Here is an 11824-nt window from a genome sequence, read left to right as displayed (position 1 = left end):
TTTCAAGGAGCAGAGTATGGATCCGCGCAGTGAAGTACTGCTTCGTCAGGCCGAGTTGTTCCAGGGTTCGGTGCTGCTGGCCGGTTTGCCCGCCGATGACTTGCTGGGTCGCTTGCCCGATGCCCACGGCTGGTGCTGGCACGCCGGCGATCAAGCAGCACTGGACGCCCGTTTCGCCGGGCGCAGCCATTTTGGCGTGAATGCGCCCGAGCGCGAATTCGACAGCGCCGTGGTGTTTCTGCCCAAGTCCAAGGACCTGACCGACTATATCCTCAACGCCCTCGCCTCTCGTCTGGCCGGTCGTGAGTTGTATCTGGTCGGCGAAAAACGCAGCGGCATCGAAGGCGCGGCCAAGCAGTTGAACCCCTTCGGCAAACCACGCAAGCTCGACAGCGCACGGCATTGCCAGCTCTGGCAGGTCACCGTGGCCAATGCGCCAGAAGCCAAATCGCTGGAAAGCCTGGCCCAGACCTATGAACTGCCATTGGCCGAAGGGCCGTTGAAAGTCATCAGCCTGCCGGGCGTGTTCAGCCACGGTCGACTGGATCGCGGCAGCGCCCTGCTGCTGGAACATCTGGACAAACTGCCCAGCGGCCACCTGCTGGACTTCGGTTGCGGTGCAGGCGTGCTGGGGGCAGCGGTCAAGCGGCGTTACCCGCACAACCAGGTCACCCTGCTCGATGTCGACGCGTTTGCCGCCGCCAGCAGTCGCCTGACCCTGGCCGCCAACGGTCTGGAAGCGGAAGTGCTGACCGGTGACGGCATCGACGCAGCGCCCATGGGCTTGAGCGCGATTCTGAGTAATCCACCGTTCCATGTCGGCGTACACACCGACTACTTCGCCACAGAGAACTTGCTGCGAAAAGCAGCTAAACATCTGAAAAATGGCGGCGAACTGCGGTTGGTTGCCAACAGTTTCCTGAAGTATCAGCCGCTGATCGAAGAGCACTTGGGCGCGTGTGCGATCAAGGCTGAAGGACAGGGTTTTAGAATCTACCGGGCCAAGCGTGGCTGAAAACGCTTTTGTAAAAGAAGGCTTGCCCAATCGGATTTGCCTAGGCAGAATCCGCTCCGTCCTAGGGGAGTAGTCTCCCACGAGCGCCATGCTCGTCCGGCATACGTCAACATACTTGGTCCTCAGACCATGGCGTATGCGACCCACGCGTCCGCATCAGACGGATCGCAGGGTTTGACAAGACCTATGACACGAACACCTTACCCGGGGCGGGAAGGCTGTACGTGTCATAGCCGTGTCGACCCGCCCCTTAGGAAAACCCTGATGATGCTGGACTCTCTACTCGTTCCCACCGCAATCGTTGCCTTGGCCGAAATCGGCGACAAGACGCAACTGCTCGCACTCATTCTCGCCGCTCGCTTTCGCAAACCCTGGCCGATCATCGCCGGCATCGTCGCCGCGACCCTGGCCAACCACGCGGCGGCCGGTGCGGTAGGCGCCTGGTTCGGCAGTTTCTTCTCGAATGCGACGCTTCACTGGATCCTCGCCGCCAGCTTCGCCGCCACGGCGCTGTGGACACTGGTGCCGGACAAGATGGACGAAGACGAAGCCAGCACCGCCCGCAAGTTCGGACCGTTCCTGACCACGCTGATTGCGTTTTTCCTCGCGGAGATGGGCGACAAGACCCAGGTCGCGACCGTGATGCTCGCCGCGCAATACCCGGATCTGTGGCTGGTGATCCTCGGCACCACCGCCGGGATGTTGATTGCGAACGTGCCGGTGGTACTGGCGGGTAATTTTGCAGCGGAAAAACTGCCTCTGACTTTGATCCGTCGCCTGGCGGCGTCGGCGTTCTTCATCCTGGCGATTGTCGCGGTGTACAAGGCGATGCAGAGCAGTGGCTGGGTTTGACCCTGGATCTGGTGAGTAACAGATTGTGGCGAGGGGGCGTTCCGACAAGCCCCCTCGCCACAAGCCTCAGCACTTGATGATCAGGATTTCCTGGCTTTCTCGTACAACGGCATGACTTTCGGAATCGCCGCCTGCAACGACGCAATCCGACTGGCCGACGCCGGGTGAGTGCTCAAGAACTCTGGCGGCGCGCCTTCCGAGGCTTTGCTCATTTTGTTCCACAGGGTGATCGCAGAGTTCGGGTTGTAACCAGCGCGGGCGGCCAGTTCGAGGCCGATCAAGTCGGCTTCGTTTTCGTTCTCGCGACTGTTGGGCAAGGTCATGCCGTATTTGGCCACGGTGTCCGCCAGGGCCAGGCTGTCCTGCCCCAGACCGAGCAACGCACCGGCGCCCTGCTTGGCCATTTCGAGACCATAAGCCCTGGACATCGCTTCACGACTGTGCTCGCGCAAGGCGTGAGCGATTTCATGGCCAATGATGGCGGCGATTTCGTCGTCAGTGAGTTGCAGGGTGTCGATCAGCCCGCTGTAGAAAATGATCTTGCCACCAGGCCCGCAGGAGGCATTCAGCTCGTCGCTCTTGATCAGGTTCACTTCCCATTGCCACTGGGCCGAATCCGGACGAAACACCGGTGCCTGGGCAATCAGGCGATTGGAGATGGCCTGGACGCGCTTCGCATTGTTACTGGATTTATCCAGCACGCCTTTGGTGCTCGCCTCCCCGATGGTCTGTTGATAAGACTGGGCGTACATCTGGTTGACCTCGGAGGTCGACAACATACTGAACATGTATTGCGTGCGCTCAACGCCCACGGCGCCACCGCTGGTGGTGTTGACCGACTGACAACCGGCAAGCAGCAGACTTGCACTCAGTGCACACAAAACCAATGTCTTACTCATCAAGAAGCTCCCTGGAAACATGCCGCGTATCCTAGGTGGGGATTTGTATCGGCGCCAGATACAACGGACGTGTAGCACGTACATTTCAGACAAAGCCCCGATTACCGTAGGAAAAAATTCACACAACAGCGTCCACCGCGGCTGATCACGGCCAGCAATGATTCATTTACGACATCCAGCACTCTAAAACAGCCAATTCGTTACACCTGGCTCATGCCCCACCGCCCCAGTGCCGATACAGCTCTGCAGACGTCCTCTTGCGTGCGGAGCACCCATGAAATTCAAGTCGATCCAGTTTTCCGTTGCCGCCCTGGCCGGCGCCATTGTGCTCAGCGTTGTCGCAGCCCTGGTGCTGTACGCGCTGTTTTCCGGCGCCCGGACCCAAGACATGGTCCAGCAACGGACTCAGGCGCAGTTTGAGCAAGTCATCGAACAGCGCCTGACGTCGCTGGCACAAACCCAGGTCAGCCAGATCCAGCGCGAACTCGAAGCGCCGCTGCTGATTGCCGGCGGTCTGGTGCGGGTCAACGCATTGATCGGCACACCGGGCGCCGACGGCCAGCCGCAACTGAGCCTTAGCCGCGAGCAACTGATCAGCCTGATCAAGGAAAACGTCGCCCGGAACCCGAAAATTCTCGGCACCTACATTGGGTGGGAAAAAAACGCCCTCGACCACAACGATGCGGCCTACGTCGACACCAAAGTAGTCGGCATCGACGCCAGTAACGGGCGCTTCCTGCCATGGTGGTTCCGTAACGAAGACGGCAGCCTGGGCCTGGACAAACTGGTGGACGTCGACGACCAGAAAACCTTGTCCACCGGTGTGCGCGCCAGCGAGTACTACCTGTGCTCCAAGGAAACCAAAAAATCCTGCGTGATCGATCCGGCGCCCTACAAGGTTGGCGACAAGATCGTCATGCTCGCCTCCTTCATTGAACCGATCATGCTCAACGGCGCGTTCCAGGGCATCGTCGGCGCCGACCTGTCGGTGAACTTCATCCAGGAAATGCTCCTGGGGGCGAATCAGAAACTGTACAGCGGCGCCGGAGAAATGGCCCTGATCGGCGGTAACGGCCGGATCGTCGCCTACACCAAAGACCCGAGCAAATTCGGCGAAAAGGTCAGCGACATCCTCGACAGCAAGCAGATTGCCAACATGGCCAATCTCAAGCGTGGCGAAGTGACTTACACCGTCGACAAGGCCCAGGGCCGGATCGAGTTGTACCTGCCCTTCGGCATCGGCCAGACCGACGCCCGCTGGACCTTGATGCTGCAACTGCCGCTGAACGCGGTGATGGCCGACCTGCAAAAACTTCAGAGTGACCTGGACGCACAGCGCAAGTCCGACACCTTTGGCATGGCCATGGTTGGCCTGCTGATCGCCGGCATTGGTTTGTTGGTGATCTGGCTGGTGGGCCACGGCATTGCCCGGCCGCTGAAGCAGATGGTGACCATGCTCGATGACATCGCCCAGGGCGAAGGCGACCTGACCCGCCGCCTGACCAGCGACCGCAGCGACGAACTGGGCTCGATCGCGAAGGGCTTCAACACCTTCCTGGCCAAGTTGCAGGCGATGATTACTCAAGTGGTGACTTCGGTGCAGAGCGTCAGCGACTCGTCGGAACACACCGCCGACATTGCCATTCGCACCAACATCGGTGTGCACAAACAAATGGCCGAGATCGATCAGGTCGCCACCGCCGTACACGAAATGACCGCCACCGCCCAGGACGTGGCGCGCAACGCCACCCAGGCCGCGCAAGCTGCCAGTCATGCAGATCAGGCGGCGGCGCAAGGCATGCAAATCGTCCGGGATACGTCGAATTCGATTGGTGTGTTGGCCATCGAAATCGGCAAAGCCGTCGGCGTGGTGCAGACCCTGGCCAAGGACAGCGAAAACATCAACGCGATCCTGACGGCCATTCGCGGCATCGCCGAGCAGACCAACCTGCTCGCCTTGAACGCGGCCATCGAAGCGGCGCGAGCCGGTGAGCAGGGCCGGGGTTTTGCGGTGGTGGCCGATGAAGTACGCAACCTGGCGCAGAAAACCCAGAAGGCCACGGAAGAAATCCAGACCATGATCCAGCAACTGCAACAAGGCACCCGCGATGTGGTGCGGGTCATGGAAGACAGTCAGAACCGCACCGACGAAAGCGTGCAGCACGCGGCGAAAGCGGCCGAAGCACTGGAAACCATTACGCAAGCGGTGTCGGTGATCAACGACATGAACACCCAGATCGCCAGCGCCGCCGAGGAACAGAGCGCGGTGGCCGACGACATTAACCGCAACGTGATCAACATCGGGCAAGTAGCCAATGAAGTGGCCGGTGGCGCGGATGAATCGAGCGCAGCGAGTGCGGATTTGACCAAGTTGGCGGAACAGCAGCGCCGGTTGATCAATCAGTTCAAGGTTTAGGGTTCAATGATCGTTCCCACGCAGAGCATGGGAATGATCATTACGCGCTCAGCCCGGGGTCAAACACTCCGGCCCATTGAGCTTCGGATCATTCACCATGTTCGCCAGCACCCGCTCGCGCAGCGCCGCGGGTTCGCTGGCCAGCAGCGCTTGCAAGGCATGTAGCGGGGTTTCAGGATTGAGCCAGGCTTCCTGCCCCGCCGCATCGAGAATCAACGGCCGACGCTGACTCGAAGCAGGTTGGGTGATTACCGCCGTACTCAGCCATACCTGCTCCTGCACTGGATACGCCTCCCAGATCGCCGCGAAGTACAGCGTCGAGCCCTCCCCCGGCGTCAGCCAGTATGGACGTTTGCGCGTAGTGCCGCGCCACTCGTAAAAACCATTGGCCGGCAGCAGACAACGGCGCAGGCGCAAGGCTTCGCGAAACATCGGCTGTTCGGCAACGGTTTCGGCACGGGCATGGGCCGGCGTGCGGGACAGGTCGGTCAACCACGGCGGCGTCAGGCCCCAGCGGGCGCGGGCCAACTCACGCTGCCCGTCTGCACCGGCACGCAGCATCAACACCGAATCGTTGGGAGAAATATTCCACTGGGCCTGCTGATCGGCGGGAAATCCGGGCAGGGCTGCGAAGGCGGGGTTCCAGCGAAACAGGGCATAACGTCCACACATGGGGCAATACGACTCTTGATCAAACGAACGTCAGCCTAACAGACCAGCGTGCCGGGAAAGCTGTCCGGTTCATCGCCGGACAGCGGCAGCGCGGCATTGTACGCGGCGATCAGTTCCCGCGCGTATTGCGCCTGGTCGTTATCGACCGATACACCCAGCAGGCCGAATATCGGCAATTCCCCGGTACCGCCGATCAAATCCCGGCCCACCAGATGCGCCTCGATGCCTTCACTGGCCAGCATGCTTAGCAGCAATTCGCCTTCCATCAGGTTTTCCGGCTCGTAGATACGCTGCATGGGTGAACCCCTTCATTCGTTTTCGCTGTAGACGTCGAGGTGCCACTCCTCGCCGTGAACCTGCAAGACAAAGGTAATGGGACGACAACACACCGGACAATCCTCGATATAGGTCTGATCACCGCCAGACAAATCCAGAACAGCCTCGACTTCTTCACCGCAATACGGACATTCATACTGCGCAGTTTCCAGCATCGCGGTCTCCCAGGTGACTTGTGCGTATAATCGCCGGTCTATTTGCAGGGCTATTTTTGTCTGACTACCTTTCAGACCGTGCCCCGTTGGTTTTCGATCAATACCTTTACTTACCCTAGCCGTTTCTAACAAGAGAGCATGATGGGCGAATTCGATGCCATCCGACCTTACGACGACAGCGAAGTCCCAGCGGTGCTGGCACGGCTGCTCGGCGACAAGGCGTTTCTAGATATCCTCACCCACTTCCGCTTCCCGCGCTTTGCCGGTGCCTTCGGCTGGATGCTCAAACCTCTTATAGCGCATCGGCTACGCCGTGAGTTCGCCGACGTCACGTCAGTGGCCACGTTGCAGGACAAAGTCGAGTTTTACGTCGACCACACCATCGAGCGCGCCACGGACGGGGTGACCTACACCGGCGTGGAGCAATTCAAGTCCGGCAGTGCCTACCTGTTCATCGCCAACCACCGCGACATCGTGATGGACCCTGCCTTCGTCAACTACGCCGTGTACCACGCCGGCCTGCCGACCCCACGCATCGCCATTGGCGATAACCTGCTGCAGAAGCCTTTTGTCAGCGACCTGATGCGCCTGAACAAGAGCTTCATCGTGCACCGTTCGATCACCGGTCGTCGCGAGAAAATGGCGGCGTATCAATTGCTGTCGGCCTACATCAACCACTCGATCCGCAACGATTGCGCCTCGATCTGGATCGCTCAGGCTGAAGGCCGGGCCAAGGACGGCGACGACCGCACCGAGTCGGCGATCCTCAAGATGTTCCACATGAGCCGCAAGGACGAGCCGTTCGGCGAAGTCATCCGTTCGCTGAACCTCACCCCGGTGTCGATCAGCTACGAGTACGACCCCTGCGACCAGGCCAAGGCCCGCGAGCTGTACATTCGCGCCACCACCGGCACCTACACCAAGGCACCGGGCGAGGATGACGCGAGCATCGCCAAGGGCATCACTGGTTACAAAGGCCGGGTCCACGTGAACTTCGCCGCGCCGATCACCGAACTGTTCGAAGACACCAAGCAATTGGCGATCGAAATGGACAAGCAGATTCTGGGCGGTTACCGGTTATTCCCGGTGCATTACCTGGCGTATGCGCAGTGGAAAGACGCCGACCCGCAATTGCAGGTGCCGAAAGCGGCCGAGCTGTTTGCGGCAGATGAACTGGCCAAGGCTCAGGAAGAATGGCAGCGTCGACTGGAAGCTTGCCCCGAGGAACATCGTCCGTTCCTGGTGCTGCAATATGCGATGCCGGTGCGTAATCAGTATCGGGTCAAGGCCGGGCTACCGTTGTAGGGTAATGGCTGGATACGACAACGGCGCCTTCGGGCGCCGTTTTTGTTTGTCTTGGTGCAGTAGGTCAGTCAGACACTGTAACTGTGTCAGAACTTCAGACGCGAGTACTGACCCACGACACCAGCAACGCCATCCCAAGGCAGGCAAAACCGAAGCGATAGAAAAACCGGTTCATGCGCAAGGTCGCCCAATCGAGGGTTGGCTCTTCGCTGGGCCTGCTCTGGCGCTGGGCTTCGATACTGGCCATCGCGCGCTGTTCACGACGACGGGTGGCGTGCAGCAACCAGCCGCCCGGGCAGGCGAACAGCAAGGCCAGCAGGTTGATCAGTTTGGCGGGATGAGCGGTAAAGAGCGAAATCAATTGCAGCGACATCACAAACCTCAGGCAAACCGGTGTAACAGACGCCGGGACCGACGACCACGGCGCGGATTCTACCGAAAGCGCTCCGGCCTGCCCCCCCTTTCCGACAAATAACGAAACCATTTAGCCGATTATTGTCCTGTGTCACGGCGCCGTCATCTGAATCCGCCAGTCTGTCGCCCTTCGAAACCGACACGGACCGCGTCATGCTCCACGCCGAAAACCAGGATCGTCTTTACCTCATTGCCCAAAGCGACGAACAACAAACCTTAGTCGGCAGCCTCGCCTTCAATGTACAGGACCGGCATTGGCTGGTGTATTGCGCGTTGGGCGGGCATCAACATGCGGATTTGCCGGAGACGGATTTGCTGACCGGGGTGAGTGTTCTGGACTTCTATTCGCAAGCGGCTTGATTTCCCTTGCTGGAGCGGCAGGCACAAAAAAACCCGGCGCCATCGCTGGCACCGGGTTCTTTAAACAAACTGCAAACCGTTACTCGCCAAGCACCTGACCAATCGTCGGGTCCTTGAACAAGCGGGTCAACGCATCACTCAGCACATCACTGACCAGCTTGGTATTGGTTTCCTGATTCGGCGCCATGCCAAAACGCTGATCCAGCGACGCGCCGTAGCGACCGCTGTAACGACGGTTGGCATTCTGCACATCGGAACGGAACGTCGCGCCAATTGTAGCTTCAGTCACATACAAACCTTCTTTGGGCGACTGATACTTCAGCTCGGCCAGGGTCACCGTCAATTGCGGCGCATTCAGCGCATTGGCCGTCGGCGTGAAGCCCAGCAACCGCACGGCCGCCTCAGCCTGAGCCTGCAGCTTCGGCAGAATCTGCGCGCCCTGCACCGTGATCGCACTGGTCTCCGGGTACAAACCGCCACGGGTCCCCAGGGTTGGCGATGGACGACCGTCCACCACACGCACCACCACCGGCTGACCATGGCCGACCGGCGCCAGCTGAGCCGTCAGCTTGGGTTCCGGGCTCAGTTGTTGCGGGCTGTGGGCGCAGCCGACGAGGGTCAAACTGGTCACAGTGATCAAACCGAACAACAGGCGTTGCAACATGCTCTTCTCTCCAGAATCAGGCAACTAACGATGCCCGCAGTATAGCGGTGCGCCACTGCGGCGAACTAGCTTCGCGCAACGATTACTGAAATCTCTGACAAACCCGGCGCAGCGCGGTTCCTGTCACACCTTTGTCACCGCCCGCTGGCAACCTTTATGGCAGTCACCCCCAAAAGGTACGTTGCCATGCGTTTTCTCGTCTCCCTGTTCGCGCCACGCCCGCTGCACCGCAGTTTCGCCCTGCTCGATCACAATGGCCACTGCCAGGCCTTCAAGCAGTGCAGCCTCCAGCCCATGGGCGATGGTTGGGTCGAAATCGAAGAAATTCGCCTCAACTGGCTGCACCAGCCTCTGCCCGCCAGTGCCCGTGTCAGCCAGCACCAGCCACGTGCACGCGCGCAGCAACTGCTGACCACCTGACCCGACGCCTAATAAAAGTCATTAAACACGACCATTTCCCTGCGTTTCTTAGATACAATCTCCCCCCGATTATAAGGACGTCTCCTGATCGGGCCTCGCAGCATCGTTCAATGCCTCGGTATTGACACCCCGCACCGCCCACAGAGAGCCGCCCACACAGATCGAGTGAAGCTGGCGCGCTTGCTGTTTCTCAAGCAAAACCCCCACTTTTCGCGAATCTGCAGAGCTGTCATTACGCTCGGTCACTGAGCTGTTTGCCCGTTTTTGCTGCCCATGCACCCCATGGCGGCAATCCATCCGGGCACGGTGCCAGGCTGGGACAGCCCTTTTTTGAGGTTCACGTCTTCAAAAGAGCGTGAAAAAAACGGGTTTTCACAACTTCACAAGAGTGTGGCGAGCAAATGAATAGTTTTGCGTCTGAAAATGCACCATTAGCGTCTACAACAGCCCAACGACACAGGACCGAGTACTCCTCGAACACCGGAGCCTGAAGCCTGTCCGCTACGGATTTGGTTGCACAAACGGATGTCTCGACCATAAGTCGAATTGCCAGCCGCGTGCCGAAATGAGTTCATGTGACTCTTGAAGCCAGGCCGCATGCATCCGTCGAAGTTGCGAAAAATTGCGAAGATTCGGACATGGCGATCCTGGCCATGGGTACCTGGGGCATCACTGACACGCCCCGGAACGCCTGGCAGCTATGCCGACAATTTGGTGCTGCAGATTTTGGAGACGCGTTAAATGGCGCATAACGAAGCAGTCGACGTAGTACTGGTTGGGGCCGGCATCATGAGTGCCACCCTCGCTGTACTGCTTAAAGAGCTCGACCCCGCGATCAAGCTGGAAGTCGTCGAGCTGATGGATTCCGGTGCCGCGGAGAGTTCCAATCCGTGGAACAACGCCGGTACCGGTCACGCCGGGCTGTGTGAGCTGAACTACACGCCGCAGGCCGCTGACGGCACCGTCGACATCAAGAAAGCCGTGCACATCAACACCCAGTTCGAGGTGTCGAAGCAGTTCTGGTCCTACCTGACCAAGAAAGGCACCTTCGGTTCGTGCAAATCGTTCATCAGCCCGGTGCCGCACCTGAGCTTCGTGCAGGGTGAGAATGGCGTGTCCTTCCTCAAGGAACGCTTCAAGACCCTGAGCAAGCACCATGCCTTCTCGGACATGGAATACACCGAAGACAAAGCCAAGATGGCCGAGTGGATGCCGCTGATGATGCCGGGCCGTCCGGCTGACGAAGTCCTCGCCGCCACCCGCGTGATGAACGGCACCGACGTCAACTTCGGCGCCCTGACCAACCAGCTGCTCAAGCACCTGACCAGCGCGCCCGATGCCCAGGTCAAGTACTGCAAGCGCGTCACCGGCCTGAAGCGTAACAACGGCGGCTGGACCGTCAGCATCAAGGACGTCAACAGCGGCAATACCCGCGAAGTCGACGCCAAATTCGTCTTCCTTGGCGCCGGCGGCGCGGCACTGCCGCTGCTGCAAGCGTCGGGCATCGAAGAAAGCAAAGGCTTCGGCGGCTTCCCGATCAGCGGCCAGTGGCTGCGTTGCGACAACCCGGAAGTGGTCAAGCACCATCAGGCCAAGGTCTACAGCCAGGCCGCGGTCGGTTCGCCACCAATGTCCGTGCCGCATCTGGACACCCGTGTGGTCGATGGCAAAAAGTCCCTGCTGTTCGGACCTTATGCCGGCTTCACCACCAAGTTCCTCAAGCACGGTTCGTTCATGGACCTGCCGATGTCGGTTCGCGCCGGCAACATCGGTCCAATGCTGGCCGTGGCCAAAAACAACATGGACCTGACCAAGTATCTGGTCAGCGAAGTGATGCAGTCGATGGAGCAGCGCCTGGAATCCCTGCGTCGCTTCTACCCTGAAGCGAAAGCCGAAGACTGGCGCCTGGAAGTGGCCGGCCAACGGGTGCAGATCATCAAGAAAGACCCGAAGAAAGGCGGCGTTCTGCAGTTCGGTACCGAACTGGTCGCGGCCAAGGACGGTTCCCTTGCCGCTCTGCTCGGCGCCTCGCCAGGCGCCTCGGTGACCGTGTCGATCATGCTGGAATTGATCGAGAAATGCTTCCCGAACAAGGCCAAGGGCGAGTGGGCTGCCAAACTGGCGGAAATCTTCCCGGCTCGGGAGAAAGTCCTGGAAACCGACGCTGCGCTGTATCGCAAGATCAATGCGCAGAACAACGTCGCACTGGAACTGGTTGAAGCAAGCAGCGAAACCCAAAGCTACGCTTGATTCAGCCGCATAAAAAACGCCCCGTCCTCATTGAGGGCGGGGCGTTTTTTTTGTGTGCGGTGAAAC

The 11824-nt window shown here is 59.6% G+C and carries 13 protein-coding genes and 1 riboswitch; of the genes, 7 read left to right on the top strand and 6 right to left on the bottom strand.

Features of this window, described 5'->3' with window-relative positions; all coding sequences use genetic code 11:
• The first annotated feature begins 16 nt into the window (after positions 1 to 16).
• Positions 17 to 1015 (top strand): class I SAM-dependent methyltransferase, encoded by a 999-nt coding sequence (locus PGR6_RS04395; RefSeq protein ID WP_064616188.1) that lies wholly within the window; start codon positions 17 to 19, stop codon positions 1013 to 1015.
• Positions 1016 to 1066: 51 nt separating this feature from the next.
• Positions 1067 to 1191: riboswitch (yybP-ykoY riboswitch) on the top strand.
• A 91-nt stretch (positions 1192 to 1282) separates the two neighbouring features.
• Complete coding sequence (locus tag PGR6_RS04390; RefSeq protein WP_026286682.1) at positions 1283 to 1867, top strand: TMEM165/GDT1 family protein; 585 nt, start codon at positions 1283 to 1285, stop codon at positions 1865 to 1867.
• Positions 1868 to 1947: 80 nt separating this feature from the next.
• On the opposite strand, the gene PGR6_RS04385 is transcribed toward PGR6_RS04390, so the two are convergent.
• Positions 1948 to 2766 (bottom strand): M48 family metallopeptidase, encoded by an 819-nt coding sequence (locus PGR6_RS04385; RefSeq protein WP_018929596.1) that lies wholly within the window; start codon positions 2764 to 2766, stop codon positions 1948 to 1950.
• A gap of 274 nt (positions 2767 to 3040) precedes the next feature.
• Here PGR6_RS04385 and PGR6_RS04380 point away from each other — a divergent pair, with 274 nt between their 5' ends.
• Positions 3041 to 5182, top strand: coding sequence for a methyl-accepting chemotaxis protein (locus PGR6_RS04380; protein ID WP_064616187.1), 2142 nt, complete (start codon positions 3041 to 3043; stop codon positions 5180 to 5182).
• A gap of 48 nt (positions 5183 to 5230) precedes the next feature.
• Here PGR6_RS04380 and PGR6_RS04375 read toward each other — a convergent pair whose 3' ends face one another.
• Genes PGR6_RS04375 through PGR6_RS04365 form a run of 3 tightly spaced genes read right to left on the bottom strand, consistent with a single transcriptional unit; the run spans position 5231 to position 6345 of the window.
• Positions 5231 to 5854 carry an SOS response-associated peptidase gene (locus PGR6_RS04375; RefSeq protein ID WP_007939796.1) on the bottom strand — a complete coding sequence of 208 codons (624 nt, stop codon included), beginning with the start codon at positions 5852 to 5854 and terminating at the stop codon, positions 5231 to 5233.
• A gap of 35 nt (positions 5855 to 5889) precedes the next feature.
• On the bottom strand, positions 5890 to 6150 hold the full coding sequence (locus PGR6_RS04370; RefSeq protein WP_007939795.1) for a putative signal transducing protein: 261 nt from the start codon (positions 6148 to 6150) through the stop codon (positions 5890 to 5892).
• Positions 6151 to 6162: 12 nt separating this feature from the next.
• Complete coding sequence (locus PGR6_RS04365) at positions 6163 to 6345, bottom strand: CPXCG motif-containing cysteine-rich protein (protein WP_018929594.1); 183 nt, start codon at positions 6343 to 6345, stop codon at positions 6163 to 6165.
• A 138-nt stretch (positions 6346 to 6483) separates the two neighbouring features.
• Here PGR6_RS04365 and PGR6_RS04360 point away from each other — a divergent pair, with 138 nt between their 5' ends.
• The gene (locus PGR6_RS04360) at positions 6484 to 7650 is read left to right on the top strand and encodes a 1-acyl-sn-glycerol-3-phosphate acyltransferase (RefSeq protein WP_064616186.1); all 1167 of its coding nucleotides are present in this window, start codon (positions 6484 to 6486) and stop codon (positions 7648 to 7650) included.
• 94 nt (positions 7651 to 7744) lie between these two features.
• Here PGR6_RS04360 and PGR6_RS04355 read toward each other — a convergent pair whose 3' ends face one another.
• Positions 7745 to 8023 (bottom strand): hypothetical protein, encoded by a 279-nt coding sequence (locus PGR6_RS04355; protein WP_007939791.1) that lies wholly within the window; start codon positions 8021 to 8023, stop codon positions 7745 to 7747.
• A 194-nt stretch (positions 8024 to 8217) separates the two neighbouring features.
• Between PGR6_RS04355 and PGR6_RS04350 the strand changes: the two genes are divergently transcribed.
• Complete coding sequence (locus tag PGR6_RS04350; RefSeq protein ID WP_018929592.1) at positions 8218 to 8424, top strand: hypothetical protein; 207 nt, start codon at positions 8218 to 8220, stop codon at positions 8422 to 8424.
• Between the two features lie 79 nt (positions 8425 to 8503).
• On the opposite strand, the gene PGR6_RS04345 is transcribed toward PGR6_RS04350, so the two are convergent.
• A complete protein-coding gene (locus PGR6_RS04345; RefSeq protein ID WP_018929591.1) occupies positions 8504 to 9088 on the bottom strand; it encodes a YajG family lipoprotein in 585 nt (194 codons plus the stop codon).
• 186 nt (positions 9089 to 9274) lie between these two features.
• Here PGR6_RS04345 and PGR6_RS04340 point away from each other — a divergent pair, with 186 nt between their 5' ends.
• Positions 9275 to 9508 carry a hypothetical protein gene (locus PGR6_RS04340; protein WP_064616185.1) on the top strand — a complete coding sequence of 78 codons (234 nt, stop codon included), beginning with the start codon at positions 9275 to 9277 and terminating at the stop codon, positions 9506 to 9508.
• Positions 9509 to 10249: 741 nt separating this feature from the next.
• The gene (gene mqo, locus PGR6_RS04335) at positions 10250 to 11758 is read left to right on the top strand and encodes a malate dehydrogenase (quinone) (protein WP_018929589.1); all 1509 of its coding nucleotides are present in this window, start codon (positions 10250 to 10252) and stop codon (positions 11756 to 11758) included.
• The last annotated feature ends 66 nt before the right edge of the window (positions 11759 to 11824 follow it).

The sequence above is a fragment of the Pseudomonas sp. GR 6-02 genome, assembly GCF_001655615.1.
Taxonomy (GTDB): Bacteria; Pseudomonadota; Gammaproteobacteria; order Pseudomonadales; family Pseudomonadaceae; genus Aquipseudomonas.
The sequence above is the reverse complement of the archived record's forward strand: the minus strand, read 5'-3'. Positions and strand labels throughout refer to the sequence as shown.